The organism is Porphyromonas sp. COT-108 OH1349 (assembly GCF_000768755.1).
Taxonomy (GTDB): domain Bacteria; phylum Bacteroidota; class Bacteroidia; order Bacteroidales; family Porphyromonadaceae; genus Porphyromonas_A; species Porphyromonas_A canoris.
The window spans coordinates 53,248-75,427 of sequence record NZ_JRAH01000012.1 but is presented as its reverse complement, the minus strand read 5'-3'; the positions used below and the strand labels follow the sequence as shown (position 1 = coordinate 75,427).

Annotated in this window: 13 protein-coding genes and 1 riboswitch; of the genes, 1 reads left to right on the top strand and 12 read right to left on the bottom strand. The window is 45.0% G+C overall.

All coding sequences use genetic code 11. The features are described 5' to 3' along the window. Positions 1-51: 51 nt before the first annotated feature. From JT26_RS01950 to JT26_RS10070, 10 genes are all read right to left on the bottom strand, one after another. Complete coding sequence (locus tag JT26_RS01950; RefSeq protein WP_036845430.1) at positions 52-1,359, bottom strand: DUF4374 domain-containing protein; 1,308 nt, start codon at positions 1,357-1,359, stop codon at positions 52-54. Between the two features lie 38 nt (positions 1,360-1,397). Then, positions 1,398-3,797, bottom strand: coding sequence for a TonB-dependent receptor (locus JT26_RS01945; protein ID WP_036845427.1), 2,400 nt, complete (start codon positions 3,795-3,797; stop codon positions 1,398-1,400). A gap of 439 nt (positions 3,798-4,236) precedes the next feature. Next, positions 4,237-4,483: riboswitch (cobalamin riboswitch) on the bottom strand. A gap of 111 nt (positions 4,484-4,594) precedes the next feature. Then, positions 4,595-6,556, bottom strand: coding sequence for a DUF4954 family protein (locus tag JT26_RS01940; RefSeq protein ID WP_036845424.1), 1,962 nt, complete (start codon positions 6,554-6,556; stop codon positions 4,595-4,597). Between the two features lie 739 nt (positions 6,557-7,295). Continuing rightward, entirely contained in the window at positions 7,296-7,730 is a 435-nt protein-coding gene (locus JT26_RS01935; protein WP_036845421.1) for a GtrA family protein, read from the bottom strand. A 3-nt stretch (positions 7,731-7,733) separates the two neighbouring features. Further along, positions 7,734-9,995: a GH92 family glycosyl hydrolase gene (locus JT26_RS01930; protein WP_036845418.1), complete on the bottom strand. Its 2,262-nt coding sequence runs from the start codon at positions 9,993-9,995 to the stop codon at positions 7,734-7,736. Next, positions 9,996-11,246 (bottom strand): ABC transporter permease, encoded by a 1,251-nt coding sequence (locus JT26_RS01925; protein WP_036845415.1) that lies wholly within the window; start codon positions 11,244-11,246, stop codon positions 9,996-9,998. 101 nt (positions 11,247-11,347) lie between these two features. Next, positions 11,348-12,568: a tetratricopeptide repeat protein gene (locus tag JT26_RS01920; RefSeq protein ID WP_036845412.1), complete on the bottom strand. Its 1,221-nt coding sequence runs from the start codon at positions 12,566-12,568 to the stop codon at positions 11,348-11,350. 88 nt (positions 12,569-12,656) lie between these two features. After that, a complete protein-coding gene (gene gyrA, locus JT26_RS01915; RefSeq protein WP_036845478.1) occupies positions 12,657-15,173 on the bottom strand; it encodes a DNA gyrase subunit A in 2,517 nt (838 codons plus the stop codon). Positions 15,174-15,609: 436 nt separating this feature from the next. Then, complete coding sequence (locus JT26_RS01910) at positions 15,610-18,243, bottom strand: carboxypeptidase-like regulatory domain-containing protein (protein WP_036845409.1); 2,634 nt, start codon at positions 18,241-18,243, stop codon at positions 15,610-15,612. A gap of 36 nt (positions 18,244-18,279) precedes the next feature. After that, positions 18,280-19,116 carry a GLPGLI family protein gene (locus tag JT26_RS10070; RefSeq protein ID WP_052110292.1) on the bottom strand — a complete coding sequence of 279 codons (837 nt, stop codon included), beginning with the start codon at positions 19,114-19,116 and terminating at the stop codon, positions 18,280-18,282. Positions 19,117-19,673: 557 nt separating this feature from the next. On the opposite strand from JT26_RS10070, the gene JT26_RS01900 reads away from it, so the two are divergent. Next, the gene (locus JT26_RS01900; protein WP_036845406.1) at positions 19,674-20,702 is read left to right on the top strand and encodes a patatin-like phospholipase family protein; all 1,029 of its coding nucleotides are present in this window, start codon (positions 19,674-19,676) and stop codon (positions 20,700-20,702) included. 54 nt (positions 20,703-20,756) lie between these two features. On the opposite strand, the gene JT26_RS01895 is transcribed toward JT26_RS01900, so the two are convergent. Together JT26_RS01895 and JT26_RS01890 are read right to left on the bottom strand one after the other, a co-directional pair. Further along, positions 20,757-21,347, bottom strand: coding sequence for a histidine phosphatase family protein (locus JT26_RS01895; protein ID WP_052110291.1), 591 nt, complete (start codon positions 21,345-21,347; stop codon positions 20,757-20,759). Between the two features lie 15 nt (positions 21,348-21,362). Further along, on the bottom strand, positions 21,363-22,178 hold the full coding sequence (locus JT26_RS01890; protein ID WP_036845403.1) for an ABC transporter ATP-binding protein: 816 nt from the start codon (positions 22,176-22,178) through the stop codon (positions 21,363-21,365). Positions 22,179-22,180: the final 2 nt, after the last annotated feature.

Genomic DNA, 22,180 nt, shown 5'->3' with positions numbered 1-22,180 from the left:
AAGCAAAGATGACATGGCATCTCCTATTGAGGATGTGTTAAATAAAGGATCTTACTCCTTTGTGAGCTTATAAAGGCGTACGGGGCGGTATTGATTCTTCACACTCATGACCTTCTCTACCTTACCTGCCTTATCTACGGAGTAAAGTCCGTTGAACTTACCTTCTTCTCTGTTTGGTACGCAGACAAACAGCTTACCATCTACCACGCTGAAGACATTCATACGTGAAGAGATATTGGATGCCGGTATAGGAAGTTGTTTGTAGGTCATTGTTGCCGGATCGAGTTCGTAATACTCCATCTCTATCTTATCTGTATTTTTTGTTCCAAACCTGTAGTCGGTTTTGGAAATATGAAGATAGATCTTTTCGTTATAAGCAATCATAGATTGTGCTATGCGATGGTTGCCGAATGTTTTTTGAATATCGAACTCCCAGTTGCCATCAAACTCGGTAGCTCCCGCCTTTATGCGGAAAACTTTCGAGTCTCCTTGAACTCCTCGTCCATTCCATCCCCAAGAGAGGTAGTAGATATTACCCTTTTCGTCTATGCTTGTAGGTGAGTTTTCTGCCTGCACAATACCCACGTTACGAACACCTTTATAAGAAATAATCTTCTCTACCTTTTTAGTGGCAATATCGGCAACAGCTACATAATAACTGTCGTACTCTTCGCCAATTTCGTTGAAAGACTTACCATTGAGAAATACCACGCTGACAAAGAGCTTACCTGCTCTTGCATCTATCGAGAATGAGCCGGTACGAACAAGGTTATTCCCTTTTTCGTCCACATACTTGGCATCCGGCTTGAATGCTTTGATAGCTTCATTAAAGTCTATTTCACCTGTCAGCTGCATGGTGTAAGGGTTGAAAATGCTTATTACCCTTGGCTTGTCTTCTCTGCTGTAAAATGCAGTGTTTTTATCCAAAAAGCCAAGGCGCTTAGGATAAAAGCTTCCTTTCACTATCGTCAAGCTCTCATCTATCACAACTTCCTTCTTGTCATTGAGAGTCAAACGGAATACACCGGGAGTGGCAGACATCCCTTTTTTATCCTTTGCCATGGCAAAGAAATACTTTCCCAATGAGTGGTGCCCTGCGGAGGTGGAAGGATCCGAGTTGGTAAACAGATCTGTTTTAGCTATGAGATCATAAGTCTCTGTCGTACCCAACACTTTTGTCGGATCAAACGCATAGAAGCGGGTAATGTCCGCATTGGATGCATCCTCTGCCGATAAAATGTACGGAATAGCTTCTTGCTCGTCTCCATTGTTCGGTTTGTCCGGACCTTGGGTATTACAAGCGGTAAATGCAAAAAGGCACATGGTTAGAAGTGCCAAAGAAATTTTCCTAAAGTTCATCATAATGTGTGTTTAATTTAATGTGGTTGTATATCTATTCATCTTATCAGATAGACCATCTTAGCCCAAATACTTCGTCCGGCATTCTGCATCTTGAAATGGTTATACACCTCTCTGTCGAAGAGGTTACGTATTTCCAAACCCAGTTTGATACGATGCTTTCTGATTTCGGTATCGTAAGATGCTCCAATGGTATGTACATGTTGATTGGGAATAATTCTGTTCGTATTGATCTTAGACTCTCCGAAGAGACCCAGAAATCCATCCGGTTCAAAACGTCGCTCTATAAAATCGAGATAATATTGGTGTACATAGCTGTACTGCCAGTATGTTTTCAGGGTATTGTTCCGCTTTCCAAAAAGACTTTTGAACGCATACTCTATCCCAAGATTGGCATAGAAAAATGGTGTATTGCTTATTCTCGCATCTTTGTAGTGATTATCATTCTGCACATTGTTCATGGATCCATTGTATCGGAACTCGTTGTAGGTCAGATTCCCATGCACTTTTACTGCATCAAATAACCTGATATATCCATCCATTTCCAAGCCAAAACCTTTGACACTCTGTAAATTTAAGAACTGTCCTTGATATTGGTTGATCTCCTTCATCTTGATAAGATTTTCCGTATGCCTGAAATAGGAGTTCAACTCAAAATTATACTGTCCCGGCTTGTGCCACTTCAGACCGATGTTGAAATTCTTACTCTGTTCCGGAGCAAGCTTGAGATTGGGTACTATAAATGAATTATCTCCAAAGATCTCAGCCCTATCCGGCATCCGGTAGGTCTTTTCAAAAGATGATCTTAATAGGAATCTCGGAGTAATATCATACTTTCCGGAAAGAGAAAGACTCACTCCTTTATTAAATACGGCAGGTTCATTATAGGTATCATCATGCGTTTGAGCCGTAATGAGTTTGGCTTGAAGTATCGTATTTAGCCTTCCATCCCACCATGTTCCGGAGTGTCCCAGTCCGGCGATTAAGCGATCATAACGATATTTTCCCAAGTATGAAGGAGCGTCATAATCATCTCTGATAAATCGGACATGATTGTACATCACATTCAGTGTCAGGTTTTGTTCCGAAGTGAGAGCAAGATTCAGAAGAGATCTTAGTATGGTGTTGTAGCTGTTGCTCTCCAGTCCCACTTTACCCGGAATGGACTTCTGCCCTCCCGACATCTCTCCACTGGAGGCAACGCCCTTATGCGGAACTCCGCGCCAATCGTAATAGGTATTTCTCAGAGTATCTACCATATTGTTGTTGATATGGCTATAAACTCCGAACAGGGTGGCATTGAGCTTACCTTCAAACAGGCTCTTACGATAGGTCAAAGAGGGTATCAGTTTGGCATGCTCTCTTCTAAAGGCCTGTCCATAAGGCTGATTGCGTGTAGTAAAGTCATTCTGAATATCGTGGTGTAGACCGAAAGATGTCAGCCTGAACTGTATCAGATCCGCCCAGCTTAGCTGTTCGACATTCACAAAACCTTCCGCATGGTACTGCTTGAATCCATTGTGAAAAAGTCTTGCCTCTATAAGCATATTTCGTCCGGTGGCCTCATCCGTGATGGGAAGATTTTTTACCGGATAGTCGTTCTTAGCCAAATTGCCGAAAGCATACACTCCAACGGAGATATGCCTGCCCATTCTTCTCATGGCATTAAGAGTCGCAATATTGGAACCAAAGCTACCTATATTATAAGACAACTCGACTTCCGATCTTTGAGGGGTCTTACTGACCAGATTGATAGCCCCTCCGAGGGCATCTATCCCTATTTCGGTAGGTAGCACCCCCTTATAAACCTCTATGCGCTCTACGGCATTGACCGGAATTTTTGTGAGTCCGAAACTGGAGCCGAGGTAGTCTATCGGGATACCGTCCCGCATCAGTTTTATAGACCTGCCACTGAAACCATTGATGGTGATCTCATTTCTTGCCCCGACATCTCCCGTATTACGAAGACGCACTCCGGGACTTGCATTAAGAAGATTCTGGATATTCGTTGCCTTTTCGTGGAATTGAGAGACATCTATCACTTCGGTTTTTATGGGATCCAATCTCAAACGATCCGTCTTGCGAACAGCAGTAACGGCAACCTCTCCCAATACTCCTGTCTTGGTGTTGAAGTAGAAGTGTTGCAGTTTATTGGTCTGCCCTACGGTTACCACAGCTTTTTCCCTATCTCCTCCGGGCAGTTGAGCCACAACGGTATAAGTACCGGGAACGACAGGAGAGAAGATATATCTGCCGGATTTATTGGTCTTCACCTGTTTTCCCACAGGTTCAAGCCGGACATCTATACCTTTTGTAGGATTACCATCAAGATACACCACACCGTGCAGAGCTACGGATTTACCCTGCGCCAAAAGAGGTAAAGCAAAAAAAATAGCGACCAGCACCGGTAACGCCAAAGCCAAATATCTTTTTGTCATACTGTCATTCATACCAAACCATACACCCACACGCAATCCTGCAAACTAAGAGAAGCCGGGATTAGGCGTTGTGGAGCCAAATCCTCGACCTTCTCTTATTCTGTTTTCGAGGTATAAACCTCTTCTTTACGAGCTGCTCCTTCCTGTCAAAAGAACCAACTACACGTACAAATAATTAACGACTAAAAAAAGGGGGCCTACAAGGAGTATCACACTTGTTGTAGGCACCCGCGACTAAAGAAGTAGAAAAATAATTGAATGACCGTTAGTGTTGGTCCATCAATGGTGTATATATGAATTACGTGTGCATATATAAAAAATTATCCCCGACGGACTAACCACAGCCTATCGGGGACCAACACTAACATTATCAAACAAAAAACTACTGTTTCTTATGCGTAACTATGTCTTTGTTTGATGTAGGCCCGTCTCCCGCAGGTGTCCATCAGTCGTAAAAGGCAGGTCTTCTGACTCTCTACACTCCATTTGCATCCTTCCCAGAGATAGCCTCGTCTCGAACGTCTTTACGTTTCAGGCATCTACCAGTGGTTTCTCTGCAAACTGTGATGCTATCCGAAGATAAAACATCAAGTAGATTACAGCAGCGGGTACTGTTCCGGATTCTCACCGGATTCCCTTTTAATCAATTGAGAGTTCCCAATTGAACCATCTACGTTGCAAATATACGATAGATATTTTAATTCTGCAACCCCTCCCCTTCTTTTTTATCCGACACACTGTTTTTCCTTACTAAAAGAAGGATATAAAGAGGGTTCATAGAGCATTTACACTCCTATTCACAAGGATTTAAGCCGTTGGATGGTCTCGTTTCCCAAAGCTTCTTTTCGCCGGATATGGTCTAATACTTCCTGCACAAAAGGGTTATCCTCCACGCTGCTCTCCCCTCTTTCGGCATCCGGGACAGAAGAGAAATATATGCGTGAAGCGATATTGTACTCTTTACAGGCATCCGCATAGAGCATTCTATCCAAAGAGAGAACCGCCTGCATCCACTCCTCCACCACTTTTATCAGGAACGGCACGGTGAGCACCTCCTTTTCCGAAAGTCCGTACCACTCTCTGAGCAGATTGTAAGACCAGTCCCACTCCAGATCATAATAGGAAGCGTGCAGATGCTCAAAAGCCCTATTGAGATCCGCAGGCGTTTTATAGAAACCATTGCGAATATTCTCCAATATCTCCTGCACCAATCTTTGAGGAGCTATCAGTCCGCAAAGATCCACCCATTCGCCCAGCCCGGTATCATGATCCGGCTTCAGCACCTCATCTACCTCCGCTCCATTTTTCGGGATACGCTCCTGCAACCGTTGTATAAGGGAGTTTCCGATAAACTTTACAATACCCATGCGATAAGCTTCGAGCCCTTTTTCCAGAGCAGCCGAGCGAATATTTATATTCCTATATATATAGGTCTTGCCATGCTCACCGATGTAGCTTCTCAGTTCGCTCAGTTTCCGATGACCATTCACCATTTTAGAAATGGTGTACGGACTGAGCAGATTAAAGTTGATACAGTCCAACCTCCCCTCCTGTTCCCGTCTGTCTCTTGCGGGCCACTTCTTTGCATCGCGGATTGTACCCACACTTCTAAGGTTGGCACCGGGAACAAGATAGGTCTCATCGTTGTTCTCTATCACATAAGAAAAGGGGAAGTCCGACGTATCGACGTGGTGCACGTGCCGTCCCATAATGAGACTGAAAGGACCTATACGCGATGGCCAAAGGATGTAAGAGTCGCTCGTCGTTTTGGATCCACGCTCTATCACGCCCTGATGAATAGGACCAAGCTTATACAAGTGATTGCTCTGGTTGGAGCCCGAACCGGCATTAAGGAAAGAGACATGCCCGGCTATAAGCAGACTGCTCTTGTGCATAGAGACCGTGTAAGGTCCTGCAAACACAGCGCACGACTCGCCATTTTCGAGCTGACAATTGGCAAAGAAAAGAGAGTCATGTGCGGAATAAAGGTGATCTATCCGGGTACTCTGCCCTATGAAACAGCGTTGTATCGTGGCTCCTCCGCTCATACTCGAACCCGAAGAGGCTATGAACTCTTTTGCCATAACATTGTGTCCGATATAGACGGGTGCATCCGGTCTGCTGTTCACACTGCACTCCTCCACATACGTGGCACCTTCTATCACTGCTCCGGCTCCGATGCGGGCATTCAGGATACTCCCCGTATGCTTGATCCGGACACCATCTTCTATCTTCCCTCTACCGCTCCGCCGTTGTGCTGCATAGGTTGCGAACAGCTCGTGAAGCCGGCTGCGAAGCAGACTGTCTCTCGTTGCCGTCACCGCCATCAGGTAAGCCGTGTGGGAGGTGAGCAGATCACACAAAATCACCTCCGTTCCTCCCGTTTCCCTGAGCACACTCACAGGCAAGCCGTTCCCGAAAGAGCTCTCCCCTTTCATGGCTATGATATTGACATTCTTTATCGTCACATCATTACCTATATCGTACTTGGAGATACACTCATGCACGTTTTCTATACAGACTCTGTCTCCTATGGTGCAGTCGTGAATAAGGGCATTGCGGATACCATTCGGGATATGGAAACCATGTTCGGAAGATCTAAACCCGGACAGATCCCCTATCCGACACTCCCCGATAAAGGTTACACTCCGACAGCGATCCGGCAAAAAGTTCTCCGATACCGTAATCTTATCCCAATCCTCCGAAGTACATCCATTCCGCAACAGCACTTCTATCTCACTCTGTGTAAGATGCCTCATAGCTTTCTCTGTTTATATCCTGTTCGGAGCACCTGTTTTACCGATACTCTTCATCGGTAAGACTCTCCGAAAAATGGTTTGGCAGTCCTGCAACAAAGATATTAAAGCGGAATGTAAAGTACAAAAAACTCCCATCCCGACCCTGGATAAAAAGGAGCCTCGGAGGAACTTTTATATAAAAATGAAGGCTCGAAAAACTCTCTGGGAAGGGTGAAAAAATTTTTGCCTGCTCGTCAGGAAAGAGGAGATAAAATCATAAACAAATGAATAACAAGCAGATACTAAAAATCTCAAATTCGGAAAAAATTTTTCCTTCGTCCGTTTCATCGCCCTTTTTCGAGTTAATAGAGGTGAATTTTATCTCGATCTCGTGTAAACATTTCCTAATAAAGAAAAGCTCCTAAAAACCATCATCTTGCACTCAAAAACAGGTAAAAATCTCACTATCAACACTATGAATAAAATTTCTAAACGTGTTAAGTGAATCCGGTAAACGTGTTTACTGAAATCAATAAACGTGTTTACTGAAAAATTAAACACGTTAAGCCGAAACGTTTAGTACGTTCACTCTTTTTTCTTAATAATACAGCCAATAAATGTAAACAAAAAGACCCCAAATTAACATTTTGCTCACCCTCTCAAAACAAGAGGAGAAAGCGAAAAAATCAATCGGGGTTTTAGAGATGTTTTTCGGGATGGAATATATAAAAATCGCTATGCAGTTTTTCTTTCAAATTCACTACTCCATTCTCCGAGAATAGGTAATGAACTTGTTCAATAAGAAATTGAAAGTCGTGAAGACGCCCATAGATGCCAGCTGATTCACGAAAACATATTTCGGCGTAACGAGTCTGATAAGATCACACCAAGCCTCCCATGCATTGAAAGAGTGGAATGCAAAAAACTGTATGACGTAACAGAAGCCGAAAATAGAAACGAAAGAGACCAGCCTCTTTACACTCATCCGGCTGGAGAAAGTCCATCGGCTGTTCCAGATAAATCCATTGATAAGCCCGGCCAAATAGCCCAATGCATTGGCTATGGAGGGCGACCAGATCAGAATTTCCTGAACAATCCAGATGACTCCCGCTGTAAGGATAGTATTAGACGCCCCTACAACACTATACTTGAGTAGCTGGGCAAAGAAAGGTCTGTGAAGTATGGTTTTTCCCATCTCTTATTTAGGCATTTTGAATGATGGCGGAGGAGTCTCTGTTCCCCATGTATAGTTGGGTTCAGGTCCCATTGTAAACTCAAGTGTACCGCCATCGGCTATATCTTCATGTGTAAACCATGGCTGCAAAAGAGGACGACCATTCAGGCGCACACTCTTGATGTATTTGTTCTTCAAGGAGGCACTTCTGGCATGAATGACCAGCTTTTTCCCGATACTCAAAGAGACTTCGGCATACTTGACCATGGGCGTACCTATGACATAGACCGGAAGACCGACCGGCATAGGATAAAAGCCCAACATGGAGAAGACAATGAAAGCAGACATACCGCCCCCGTCTTCATCTCCCGGCATTCCCATGAGATCGTTTCTGAACCATTCGTGTATGATGGTGCAGATAAGTTTTTGTGTTCTCCACGGCTGACCTGCATAGTTGTAGAGGTAAGGAACATGGAGAGACGGCTCGTTGGACATGGAGAACTGCCCTATGTTGGCGGTGTGATCGGGGAGACGATGGAAAAAGTTGAACTTCCACCCCGTCATCGGAGTCTGTAATGTGCTGTCGAGAGCAGCAATCATCCGATCTTTTCCTCCCATCAGGTCTATAAGGTCTGCCACATTAAAAGGAAGATCCCAGCGGTACACCCATCCGTTATTCTCGCCATAATAGGCACGCGCACCCTGTCCTCCGGAAAATGTATAGTCGAACGGCATGATAAAGTCGCCATTCTGATCTTTGGGGTGAAAGAAGTTGGTGGCAGGATTGAAGACATTTCTGTATCCCAGAGAAAGGCGATAGTGCTCTTCCGCTTCCTCTGTCTTGCCGAGCATTTCCGCTATCCGTCCAAGGCACCAATAGTCATAAGCCGTACCCAAGGTTACGGCAATCGCCTGCCTGTTTTCCCATGAATGCACCTCCGGAGCACTTTCTTTCACTCCTTCGGGTAGTGCCGGGAAGTAGCCATGCTGCCTATAAAACGCATCCAGTTCGCCTGCAGGCTTATCGCTCCAAGGAGCAAGAGTCTTCTCTTGTATCGCTTTGCGTGCAGCCTCATACCCTTTGCCAAGATCGAAATCATTGAGTCCTTTGGCATAAGCATCCGCCAAAACCGCCACACCATGGTTACTGTTCATCCGTCTGCTATCTCCCGTTATTTCCGGGAATGTCGCAAGCCAACCGTTGGAGTCCTCATCGGACATTCTGAGAAAACTGCGTATCATCTGCAGCTCCTTTACCGGATCGATCAACAGACGCAGAGGGTGTGTGGCTCTGTAAGTGTCCCAGATCCAATCGTCCGTATAATACGGACTGCCGTGATCGGGATGCACTTGTTTATCGACACCGGAATAGTAGTAGCCATCCTCTGAAATATTGATCATTCTCTCGTATGTGCGATAGAGAGAAGTATAGAAAAGACGAGCTTCGTTCTCGCTTTCTGCTGTGATCTTAATCTTTCCCAATGCTTCGTTCCAAATGGCTCGTCCTCTCTTTTCAAGCGGACGACTCTCAAAGGAGACGATCTCACGCTGTAAGTTTTTCCGTGCCTGTTCGTGAGAGATATAGGAAACCCCATAACGCATACACAGCTTGTTGCCGACCGGTTTGTGGAAAGTAAGAGCTACGGCAGAGCGTCTCCCCTCTTCTATCCCCTGATAGTTTGCGATATTGGTGTTGAACTCTGCATAGATATAGAGTGTCGTGATGCTGTCCTGAAGCACTTCCGTTCCCTGTATGGCGTGTTCACAAGTCTGCTCAAATCTTCCACTGTGAGACATCAAAGAGAGATAGATATCTTCTCGATCCTTTGGAAGCAAGAAGGTGTATAGCGCAGACTGATGAGATGGAACGAATCCGACCTCTATGTTCTCTTGTCCCAACTCCAAAGCGACCTGATAGCTGTACGGCTTACACTCCTCTCTGTCGTAGGTATAAAGGACAGGGCGAACGGAAAGATGTGGTTCGTCCAGCGTCGGAGAGAGTGAGTATGCCACCGCTCCACGGTGAGAGGTGAGCATGAGTGGCAGTCCTTCAAAGGTAAGATCGGTATAGTCCGACCGGTTGGGCGTCATCCGCATCATGCTGTTGGGCAGATGCACCATAGGATAAGTAGGAATAAGCAGATGGCTGATATTCCCCATATATGGATTGACGTAGTCTACGGGATCGTGTTGTACCTCTTCCACGCTATCTCCTGTATTACAAGAGAAAACAGATAAAGAGAAGACAGAGAGCAGAAGCAGAGATATGAAACAAGAGGTTTTCATTTAGTCGAAACGTATGCCCTTTGAGGGTTTGATGTTGATGATGATTGTTGTAGGAAGATATACGATCAGATACAGCACCAAAAGAGAAATAATATTTGGCAATATGAGATTGTACCAGTTGATCTCTACCGGAACGTATGACATATAATACTGTGTGGAGTCCAGCTTCAGAATAGAAAAGCGAAGCTGCAAAAAAGCTAAAAGAAGAGCAAAGATATTACCGGCTAAAACACCCAACAGTATAATACGAAGACCTACGGTGTGGAAAATCTTCCGAAGAGTCCGGTTTCTCATTCCTATTGCTTTGAGTGTGGAGATAGCCTGAACCTTATCCAGTATAAGGACTATAATGCCTGAAACCATCGTGGTAGCGGCAACAAAAATCAGAAGAGAGAAGATTATGAGAATGTTTGTATCCAGAATCTGCAACCAGCCGAACATTACCGGATTGAGGTCTTCTGCCCTTAAAAGAGAGATGAGTTCTCCTTTCTGTGCGATCTGTTCCAGTACTGTGTTGTAAACATGAGCCTCTACGTCCGTTCCGGTATAAGCGGAAGATGCCACAATTTTAAGCCCTCCGTAGCTGTTCCGGTCCCATTCAAGAATGCCTCTTATGACATCTATCTGAGTCAATCCGAATGAGTTGTCAAAGTCGGGAAGCCCGGTATCGAAACTTTCTAAAAGGCGAAACGGCCGAACCTTAAAGCCCATATCGGTATGGAAGAATGCACGAACCGTATCTCCCGGTTGCTTATTCAGTTGGGCAAGAGTCTTTGACGAGAGAGAAAGAGTAGGATATCCTCCACTCCGCAGAGCTGTCTCTACCTCTTTCGGATGAGCATAACGATAAAACGACTCCGCAACAAAAAGGCTGTCCACACCTGTAAATGCGATGCCGACATAAGATGAGTCCGCCTTTATGATACCCGTATGAGTACAAAAACCTGTGGCATAGCCGTCCAGCTCCGATGCTTTTACGGAGAGAGACGAGAGTGCGACAGGAGAAGCCTGAAAAGGTATCGTATTTTGAGAGTAGGCATTCTGCGAGCTAAGTATCTGCACAGAGCCTGTTACTCCCGTGAGTTTACTCTCCAATTCATGCTTGAAGCCGGATATGATAAACCCGGACAGCAGTATCACTCCTAACCCCAAAGCTATACCCATAGCCGATAACACAGCTATGGGAGAGATACCACGACCATCTGTCTTTCGTATAAATCTGGCAGAAAACAGGGAGGTAAGATAACTCATCTACTTATCTATTACAACTTCACAGATATAAAAAAGCAGCTCCAAACAATAGGAATATCATTCAGAGCTGCTTTCTGTTTTATAGCAGTATTTTATTCAAATTATTCGCCCAATTTCTTAGAGATTTCTGCAACTTTAGCGTCGTTACCCAAGTTGTAGTAGATACCTCTCAAAGCCATCAGGTATTGTGTGCTGTCCGGTTCAAGTTCTACCGCTTTCTCAAAGTATGGAAGTGCTTTCTTGAATAGCTCTATCGCCTCAGCGTCATACTTCTTTGCATCTGCAGGAGAAACACCGGATTCTGTTGTTTTTGCCTTAAGAGCCACGGCTCTATTGTAATATACTCTACCTGTATCTATGATACTTTCAGAATGATTAGGATCTATGGACAATGCCTTTTGGAAGCACTCCAATGCCTTGTCGGAGTCTTGCTTACCTTGGTCATAAACCTTTCCAAGAACGTTGATCAACTCAACATTTTGAGGGTCGTTTTGGATCGCCTTGGTCAAATATTCTATCGCCTCATCGTTCTTACCGCTTTGGATATAGCTGTTGATCAAGTTGAATGTAAAGAACTTTTCCTTTGGGAATATCTTTGCACCCTCAAGGATGGTACGTTGATAACCTACGCTGTCTTGAGCTTTTTTGTATGCTTCAGCCAAGAGTTGGTAAACATCGCTTCTTCTATAATCTTCTCCCTTGATAGCTTCGTACTCTTCGATAGCCAACTTAGGGTCTACGCTCTGTGCAGCAAAAGCCTTGAAAAAAGCCACCTGCATACTCACACTATCCTGCTTGGCAATAGGTGTATCCTCGAACATAGGAAGGCTCTTAATATCCATATAGATCTTGAAGAATGGATATGCCTCTGCGTTCTTTTGCTGATTGAGATAGTACGAACCGGCATTGATATAGAAGCCGTGATTGTCTTGAAGAGCAGACTTGATACCTTTCTCATAGCGTTTCTTCACTTTGCCCTTTTCGTTTGGCATCGCATCCAGTTCGCCGGCTTTCATATAAAGAGCATACATATCTCTCAATCCATTATAGAATGCAAGCTCATCGTATGGTTGTTGAAGAGCCATCTTCACTTTTTCGCCCTCTACCAATGTTTTCTCTACCTCTCCGGCAACAAACCATGCATAGGCACTGTTCTTTGTTTCTTCATTTTCGAGTGTCGGCTTGATAAGCTGGCGAGCTTCCTTGATATTAGGTTTGTCCGACTTAATAAGTCGTTGCACTTGCTTTACCACCTTCTCTTGTCCCAACGCGGGAATCGCAAAAGCTGCACTCAAAATGGCTATTACTAATGTCTTTTTCATTATCAATTGAATTTTTGATACTGGGTTAACGAATACATTCTTTCGCCCAAATATAGCGATTTATCTTGTATCCCTATCTTTTTAACATTTATTCTTCTGTTTCGATCTGCTCTTCGGAGTCTGCCTCTTCGTACTCTTCTTCTCTCTCTGCCTCCACAACGGTAACGGATGCTATCTCATCGCCATTGCTTTGAAGATTGATCAGCTTGACGCCTTGAGTGTTCCGGCTGAGCATTGAAATGCTGTCCACGGAGATCCGAATAACGATACCGGACTTATTGATTATCATCAAATCATTATCATCCGTTACATTCTTCATGCTCACAAGCTTTCCGGTCTTAGGTGTAACCTTTAGTGTGAGTACCCCCTTGGTGCCTCTGTTGGTTTGGCGATAATCTTCTATCACGGAGCGTTTTCCGAATCCGTTCTCCGAGACAACGAGTATAGACTCGCTCTCAGGATGCTTCACGCATATCGCCCCAACCACATGATCTTCTCCGTCATCATCGAGACGAATACCTCTTACCCCTATGCTGTTACGACCGAGAGAGGGTCGCACATGATCCTCATGGAATCTGACGGCTTTACCGTTTCTGCTTGCAATCAGGAACTGACAATCTCCGTTTGAAAGCAGTACGGATACTACCTTGTCGTCTTCCACCAACTTTATGGCAATGATACCGTTTGCTCTTGGTCTTGAAAACGCCTCAAGAGAAGTCTTACGTACCGTTCCGTTCTGCGTCACAAAGGTAATGTAGTGAGAACGAACAAAGTCCACATCCGTTGTAAGGTGCTTTACTCTTATGCACGCACTGATCTTATCGTCCGGATCGATATTGAGAAGGTTCTGCACGGCTCTTCCTTTTGCTTGTCGTGAACCTTCCGGAATCTCATACACAGGCAGCCAGAAGCACTTTCCTTTCTCTGTAAAGAAAAGCATTGTAGCGTGCATGGAGGCAGAGTAGATATACTCCACAAAATCCTCGTCCCTTGTCTCAGAACCTTTAGCCCCGACACCGCCTCTGCCTTGCTGGCGAAATGCCGCAAGCGGAGTGCGTTTGATATATCCGAGATGAGATAAAGTGATTACCATCTCTTCGTCTGCATAGAAGTCTTCCGGATTGAAGTTTGTGCCCGAAGAGTAGTCTATAATGGAGCGTCTGTTGTCGCCAAACTTCTCACGCACTTCAATCAGCTCATCCGAAATCACTCCGTAGCAAGTGTCATCGTCTGTCAATATCTTATTGAACCACTCGATCTGTTTCTTGATCTCCTCATACTCCTCATGCAGCTTCTCCAACTCCATTCCGGTAAGCTGTCCCAAACGCATCTCGACAATGTTACGCGCCTGTATTTGAGACAGACCGAAGCGAGCCATAAGCCTTTCCATCGCCTCTGTCTGACGGGAAGAAGCCTTGATGATAGCCACTACTTCGTCTATGTTATCGGTAGCGATGATACGACCTTCAAGGATATGCAGTCTGTCCTCTGCACGTTTAAGGTCGAAGCGAGTCCTACGAATCACCACCTCATAGCGATGCTTCACAAACTCACCAATAATATCCTTCAACGTCAATAGCTTCGGACGACCATTCACAAGCGCAATGCTGTTGATGCTGAACGAGCTTTGAAGCGGAGTATATTTGTACAGTTGATTCAGAATAACATTCGCATTCGCATCCCTCTTTATGGAGATCACGATGCGTGTACCGTTCTTGTTGCTGGTCTCATCGGCTATATCCGAGATTCCGTCTATCTTTTTCTGAGCCGCGAGTTCGGATATATGTCGTACAAGCTCGGCTTTATTCACAAGGTACGGAAGCTCGTTTATCACGATCTGTTCATGTTGTGCTTCCGTCTCTATCTCTGCTTTTCCTCGTATCACTATCCTGCCACGACCGGTCTCGTAGGCTTCCACCACTCCGTCATAGCCATAGATGACACCTCCGGTCGGAAAATCGGGAGCTTTGATATGCTCCATCAGCTCCTTTATGGTTATGTCTCCACGCTTCTCTATATAGGCAAGTGCTCCGTTGATAGACTCTGTAAGGTTGTGAGGAGCCATATTGGTAGCCATACCGACGGCGATACCCTGACCTCCATTCACCAAAAGATTCGGGAAACGAGTAGGCAAAACAGAAGGCTCTTTGCTGCTATCGTCATAGTTGTTCTGGAAATCTACCGTATCCTTATTGATATCCGCGAGCATCTGCATCGCCAAAGAGTGAAGACGTGCTTCCGTATACCTCATCGCTGCAGGCGAATCACCATCCACAGAACCAAAGTTGCCATGAGGATCCACCAGCTGATAACGCACCGAAAAGTCTTGAGCAAGTCTCACCAAAGCCATATATATGGAAGAGTCTCCATGCGGGTGATACTTACCCATAACATCTCCCACGATACGGGCACACTTCTTATAAGGTTTATCGGGTGTATTTCCGAGTTCGTTCATCCCATAGAGTATTCTTCTATGTACGGGCTTAAAGCCGTCTCTCACATCCGGTAAAGCTCGGCTCACGATCACGGACATGGCGTAGTCTATATAAGCAGACTTCATCTGCTCTTCGACATTCACCTTGATGATTTTGTCTATATGCTCCACTGATTGTATCTTGTGTTTGTTTTTATTCTTGCAGGCCGTCTCGCTCCTTGATATTGAGCAGCGAAGATAGCCCACCCTTTGTTTATCGTGTAAAGATACAAAAAATCCAACAGAGAACGCGCTTTTTTCTACTCACGACAGCCTCTTAAAATCTTCTAAATTCTCCCCTATCTGCCCCTCTTTTCTGCTCTCATTTTTCTATTTAACCTGTTCACAAAACAGATTGATCCTGTATAAAAACATGGCTAAAGCCTTAAAATGTTGGAAAGCAGGGGCTGGTTTGCAGAGATCAAGGCTTGATGTGTGGCATTCAAGGCTTGATTTCCACAAATCGAAGCTCGAATGACACTTCTTAATACGGTAAGAGAAAGAAGTAAAGCTATTCGGAGAAACTTGTGAACGTGTTCATCACATCCACGATGGGCTGTAACCGGGATCACCAACTGAATCGGATACCGGCTTCCAAGGTAAACGGTCTGAGAGAATATCTCATGGAGCGAATCATGAGATCCGAGTAAAACTGCCGGACAAGCTCTTTTTCTCGTCCCAGATTTCGCCCTTCAAACCACATTTCCCAAAACTCTTTCTTATATCTTAATCCAATGGAAATATCAAAATTGTTCTCTAATTGGTCTGTCTCAGAGGTAAGAGCGAGATACTTGACAATGCCATAGAGTTGCAAAGGATCGGTTACGGAATAATCCACCAAAAGCTCTGCCCCCATGTCAAAACGTCTTCTCCGGCCTTCCGACTGTTGGTAGATTTTCATATCGGAAACAGAGAGATCCGCATCCAACCGGAAAGAGAGATTTTTTAATGGGAAATAGTAGATTTCAGGGCTGAGATTCACCCGTCCGGACATTACGTTCAAAACTTCGTTGTTGAATAGTACATCGTTGTGGCTAAGTAGAACTCCTCCGTTCAATTTTAAGGTCAGTCCGGCATCAAAGAATGTTTTCCCTATATCTCCCGAAAGCGTATACATCTGGTCGGTAGAGCCTTTTCGGGAGTGTACGGATACTACTTCATTCATATTCTCATCCACAGAAAGAGATGAGAGTGTGTTCTTCAAAACAATGGAGTATCCGGCAGAAGCATTGAGGAAAAAGGCGTTGCCCGGATTCTTATAATTCCATGTCAGCGAAGTGTTACCTCGCCATTCGGACATATCCAAGCCTGTTCCCGAAGTATGCAGATACCTGTGAGTGCGGATTATTGGAGCGGAGAGATACCTGTTTATCCCTGTCAGAGACTTGTTTAAGCCGGCATTTATCCTCCACGTATTAGAAGAAGAAGGGGTAAGATGCACATTCATATTCCCTCCCACAGCCCAATCGGAAGCCATGGGAAGCGATTTGCCCAACCTATTCTTCGGATTGCTCAAACGATACCGGAAAGGCAAAGTGAATGAAAATCTGCTCTTGATACCATTAAAAGATATTTTCGGAGTAAGCCTTGCATCTGTTTCAAACCCTTCAAAATCGTTCTCCATTTTATCTCCATTGGTGTATTCTCCGATGGTGTGAATACGGGAAGAGTGAGCGGCAATACCTCCGGAGAGATCCAGAACAAACTTCTGCCTGAAGATCCAAGCCCACCCGGAGCTGATCTTAAAGTTCAAATCCCGGTCGTTTATCTTCTGATCGGCATACTTTTCTTTCTTTGAAAAGATTTCCAACAGGTAGTCGGGCATGGATTTATAGCCGATGGTCGAGTAGATGGAAAAGACTCCATCGCCCAACTTCTTATCTACCTTTGTGGTGTTGTACACATTATAGATATTGGCTTTGCTGTTTTCGAGGAAATAGAGACCCTTGGAAGAGTTGATCTCTGCCCCGCTTTTTCGTCTGCCCCAAAACAGCTTGGTGCCCGATGAGAGGTAAAGAGACGGAGAGTTGTGATCATACTCCACTCCCATCATAGACGAATGCTCCGGCAAAGAGACTGCTATATCCTCTGTGAGAGTAGCATTGGCATCTTTCCCTTTCTTACTTATATACTCGACTTTCTCCTGCGACTTATACCCATAATCGGATCCATTGTATTGGGCATTCAGCTTTAGGGTCGTGTATGTCCCTGTTTTGAAGAGCGTATTACCGGATGCAAAACCGGAGCGTCCTCGTTCATATCTCTCCTTATCCACAGGCGGTCTTGGGTATGGTAGCTTAAAGGCAGTAGCTGCAACATTTCCGACATCGGGGCTTAAGAAGTCCGTCTGCTCTGCCACATACTCTCGCCCGAAAGTGTTACCCTTACCTACCAAAAGCGTTTGACTCTTCCGATGAAAAGACATTGCCGTAACAGCGCCTCCGTATTCTGCCTTCTTTCCACTCAATCCTCCTATTGCTTCGGCAATCCCTAACCAATGACCGAATGCTTTTTGCTTTAGACGGATATTGAGAGCAGCCTTGTCGGACGGATCCGTATCCTTTTTTACCCTGATGGGTTGGTGGTTCTCGTACACTTGAATAGAGGCAACATCTTCCGGTCTGATATTTTTAGTTGCAAGAGCATATCGCCCTCCCAGAAGATCCAGATCCTCTATGTAGAATTTGCTGATCTCTTTTCCATTATACTTTATCTCCCCTGAAGGCTCGACACTGATACCGGGCAGACGTTTAAGGACACTCTCTAAGGTGCGATCCACTTTGCGTGCAATCTGTCCGACGCTGTACGTTATGGTGTCTCCGCTCTGCCTTATCGGGTTGCTCTTTACGGTAACATCCGGCAGCACAAGACGCTCTTCGCGAAGCCGGAAGTCTACTTCAATGGAGCTTTTATCCCTCCAGTCCGGTTTTATGCTCTCTTTGTTGTACCCCAACAAACCGCACTCCAAGATATAGTCTTCAGATTCCGGTTTATGAGAGAGCATATACTCCCCTTTCTCATTTGTGAATGTATAGGCTATCGTCCTATATTTCCCGGTGCCATCGCCCCTTTTAAGCCTTACCGCAGCCCGAAGAATGGGTTTGCCGGTCGCATTGTCCGTAACCGTTCCAGATATTCTGACCTGCGCAGATAAAGCTCCACAAGAGAAAAGAAGCAGAGAAAATAGAAAAAGGGATCTCATAAAGTAAGATTTTGGTACTCTTATATTTCAGAGCTTTTACTCATCTTCCAGCTCCAAATAGACGTGATCTTTTTTCGGCTGTTTGGCAAAAGTGCCACCTTTAGATGAGTTTGGTAAAGACTGATAATAAGCGACAGGGTTGCTGTGGTATGCTTTGAGTTGCTTTTGAAATCTGGGATAAGTGGTCTTGGCAGGCTTGGAAAACTTATCCTTGTAAACAATACCGCCATCGGACTTTCGTACACCAAATGCTCTAAAAGCCAGTTTTCCTGTCCGGTCCACAGCTTCCAGTATCAATCCCGGCAGCCCGTTTAGCTTCCAGGGACCATCTGCAACATCCAGCTCTTCTGTGTACCAAACATCCCAGATCCGCCCTCGGAAAGTGCCTTCTGCCTTTTTGCAGTTGTAACCGAGTATGTTTTTCTCGCCATCCAGTATCTTCCAACGGATCTTTCCCAGCGGTTCTTCAAAAGAGAAAGGGCTGTAACTTACAAACTGCAACATCTCCATTTTATTCTTATCGTAGTACTTATACACTGTTGCAATCTTAAGAGATGGTCTGTCGTAATCGAATGTCGTCTTCCACACAAAGTCTCGAGGACCTTCAACCATCTTCATTTTAATAAAAACGGAATCGGAACGGTAATAGCCATAACGCATATAAGCCGAGACCTTATCCCCGATAATCAGAATATCTTCACTCTTTTCTATAACAGAGTGATCCGCTGCTTCCGGTCGAGAAAACTCGTATAACACTTCCAACTTTGCGAGATCCAACGTATCGGGCCAAACGGCTCGTGAAAGACGGCGATTCTGAGCAGTAACTCCTCCAAAAAGGAATAGTAGTGCAAATGATATGGTTAAAATTCTCATAGTTAATCTCTTTTCTCTTATTCCGAGTAATAATTCATTCAATTCATGCAGCCCCAAGCTACATAAAAATTCCTAATAAAAGCCACGAATATCTTGACAGATGTTTTTTCTCCAACTTACATTTATGAGGAATAAATAGTAAAATACCGGCAGATAAACCGAATATGCTTTCCTGAAAATTCCTCTTCTTAATTACAGAATAGCTCTTTCTAAAAAGAATGAACCTGCTCACAAAACAGATTGATCCTATATAAAAGTATGGCTAAAGCCTTAAAATGTTGGAAAGCAGGACTTGGTTTGCAGAGATCAAGGCTTGAAGTGTGGTTTTCAAGCCGTGAAATGTGGGACTCAAGCCTTGATTTCCACCAATCGAAGCTCGAATAGCACTTCTTAATACGATAAGAGAAAGAATTAAACGTATCAAACGGATCTTTTAGACAGGGTAAGAGAGAAAAAGAGTGGCGTATTCATAAAAAGTGTGTACATTTAAGAAGTGAAAAACTGACCAACCGTCAAGTGAGGAACTGTAATATCTAATTTTAGAACAACAAGTAACTATGAAGTCAAAAGAGTACTTTTTTAAGAATTTAGTGTTTGAAGGAGGAGGCGTAAAAGGAATATCTTACGTGGGAGCTCTTGAAGTATTGGAGCGAGAAGGCATTTATCAAAACATCGAACGCATTGCCGGGACTTCCGCAGGAGCTATCGTGGCGGTTCTGCTCGGCGTGGGATATACTCCCAAGGAGCTTAAAAAGATCCTGTGGGACCTTAATTTCAACAGCTTTATGGACGATTCTTGGGGCATTATTCAAGATAGCCACAGACTGATCAACGAGTTCGGCTGGTACAAAGGAGACTTTTTCCGTTCATGGATTGGCAATCTCATCGCTAAAAAGTTGGGCAATAGCGAAGCGACTTTTGATGATCTGAAACACTCGCTTAAAGAGTTGAACACAAAAGAGATCTATCTTATCGGAGCCAATCTATCCACAGGTTTTTCGGAAATCTTTTCGCATGAACACACCCCGAGATTCTGTATAGCGGATGCGGCACGTATATCCATGTCTATTCCTCTCTTCTTTGCCGGCAAGCGGAGTATGCGGGGAGACCTCTATGTGGACGGTGGTCTGCTGGACAACTATCCGGTAAAAATCTTCGACAGACGCAAGTATGTCCAATCGAATTGGAACAGAACGGACTACTACGAAAAGATAAATGAGAATCTGAAAGAGCGGAGCAGGAAGATCTCAGAGTACGTTTATAACAAACAGACATTGGGATTCCGTCTCGACAGCAAGGAGAAAGTTGCGATGTTTAGAGACCAGGCAGAGCCTCCGAAAAGGGAGATAAAAAACTTCTGGGATTATACTCTGGCTCTGCTGGGTACGCTGATAGATGCGCAGGATAATGTGCACCTTCACTGCGACGACTGGCAAAGAACCATCTACATAGACACTTTGGGCGTGAAGGCTACGGACTTTGCGATCAAGGAGGATAAGAAGAAAGAGCTGTTGCAGTCGGGCATCACCTACACAGAGGAGTATCTCAAGTGGTACAACAACAACGATCCGAAATCCAATAAGTAGGCATCGTCCGGCAAAAAAGCAGGACAGCAGAGCCCCATAAACGACAAGAGGAGATCAACTCTCCTCTTGTTTTATATGGTCTGTATTGTTCCACATTTTTATTATAAACCCATTGTCTTTTACTTCGACTATTCCCAACGATGTATTGGCTATCTCCGTAGTACTCTCCAACATGGTAAGAGAAGAGCCGTTGAGCAGACACCAAAGCACCTTGATGGTGAAGCCGTGGGAGATAAGCAGGACTTTCTCCTCCGCTCCCCGGTATCGCCGGCTGATTTCGGAGATAAAGTCGGAGAGTCTTTCCGTTATGGCTGCCGGTGTTTCCGTCTCCGGAGGTGGGGCGAAGGTGGAAAAGTCTTTGGGAAAAGCTTGTCCCTGAAACGACCCGAAGTAGCGTTCTCGCAACCTCTTATCCGAATAGAGAGAAGCCTTACCCCGATGAAAGGAGAGGATAAGCTCTGCCGTGTGGTGCGCCCGACCCAGATCGCTGGTATAGATAGCAGAGAAAGGTATTTCCGCCACTCGCTTTCCCACCGCTTTTGCTTCTTCTATTCCTTTGGGTGAAAGTGTCCCGTCCAGCTGCCCCTGGCATATATTCCGGGCATTTTCGAGGGTTTCTCCGTGTCTGATAATGTAGAGTTCCATCTTCAGTACTGGCAGTTATGATCGCTCCGCACTTTTGAGATAGCGTGCGGATATGGGAAGAATAATAGGTTTGCCCGATACGGGATTGCTGCTGACCACTACAACGGTATCGAAAACCGCTTCGATATTTTCATACGTAAGCACATCGTGAGGACGACCTTGGGCATAAGGTCTGCCACGCTTCATCATCAGGATATAGTCGCAATACTCCGCAGCCATGGAGAGATCGTGCAGGATCATAAGGACGGTGAGCTTCTCCCTCTCGTTCAACTCCTGCAACAGATTCATGAATGCCATCTGATGCCTGATGTCGAGATGGGCTGTCGGTTCGTCCAAAAGCAGTACGGTGGGTTGCTGTGCGAGTGCAGAAGCGATGCTAAGCATCTGTTGTTCTCCTCCGCTAAGCTCTTTCATGTTCTTGTGACGGAGATGAGTGGTTTGGGTCAGCTCCATATAGTGTTCCGCCAAAGCAATATCCTCCTTTTTATCGAAGAACTGATAGCGGTCTCTGTACGGAAGTCGCCCCATCAGCACATACTCCTGCGCCGTGAGATCCACGGGATCTCTAAACTGCGTTACTATCGCCATCTCTCTGGCTTTATCCTTCAAGGAAAAGGAAGAGAGGTCTCTGCCGTTGATCTCCACCGTGCCTCTTTTCAGAGGGAGCGTGCCGGAAATTCCTTTGAAAAGCGTTGTCTTGCCCGAACCATTGGCTCCCACTATCCCGGCAAAAGCACCCTCTTCCAAAGAGAGAGATACTCCTGCGGTTTCAAAGCCGGTGCTGTACCCACAGGTAACATCTTTAAGCGAGAAAAGTGGAGTGTTCGACATGA

What these genes read in the sequence shown, in the direction of transcription:
- JT26_RS01940 (WP_036845424.1), bottom strand. Translation starts at nt 6,556, where the DNA reads ATGAGGCATCTTACACAGAGTGAGATAGAAGTGCTGTTGCGGAATGGA.
- JT26_RS01920 (WP_036845412.1), bottom strand. Translation starts at nt 12,568, where the DNA reads ATGAAAAAGACATTAGTAATAGCCATTTTGAGTGCAGCTTTTGCGATT.
- JT26_RS01925 (WP_036845415.1), bottom strand. Translation starts at nt 11,246, where the DNA reads ATGAGTTATCTTACCTCCCTGTTTTCTGCCAGATTTATACGAAAGACA.
- JT26_RS01895 (WP_052110291.1), bottom strand. Translation starts at nt 21,347, where the DNA reads ATGGAACTCTACATTATCAGACACGGAGAAACCCTCGAAAATGCCCGG.
- JT26_RS01950 (WP_036845430.1), bottom strand. Translation starts at nt 1,359, where the DNA reads ATGAACTTTAGGAAAATTTCTTTGGCACTTCTAACCATGTGCCTTTTT.
- JT26_RS10070 (WP_052110292.1), bottom strand. Translation starts at nt 19,116, where the DNA reads ATGAGAATTTTAACCATATCATTTGCACTACTATTCCTTTTTGGAGGA.
- JT26_RS01930 (WP_036845418.1), bottom strand. Translation starts at nt 9,995, where the DNA reads ATGAAAACCTCTTGTTTCATATCTCTGCTTCTGCTCTCTGTCTTCTCT.
- JT26_RS01945 (WP_036845427.1), bottom strand. Translation starts at nt 3,797, where the DNA reads ATGACAAAAAGATATTTGGCTTTGGCGTTACCGGTGCTGGTCGCTATT.
- JT26_RS01910 (WP_036845409.1), bottom strand. Translation starts at nt 18,243, where the DNA reads ATGAGATCCCTTTTTCTATTTTCTCTGCTTCTTTTCTCTTGTGGAGCT.
- JT26_RS01935 (WP_036845421.1), bottom strand. Translation starts at nt 7,730, where the DNA reads ATGGGAAAAACCATACTTCACAGACCTTTCTTTGCCCAGCTACTCAAG.
- JT26_RS01890 (WP_036845403.1), bottom strand. Translation starts at nt 22,178, where the DNA reads ATGTCGAACACTCCACTTTTCTCGCTTAAAGATGTTACCTGTGGGTAC.
- JT26_RS01900 (WP_036845406.1), top strand. Translation starts at nt 19,674, where the DNA reads ATGAAGTCAAAAGAGTACTTTTTTAAGAATTTAGTGTTTGAAGGAGGA.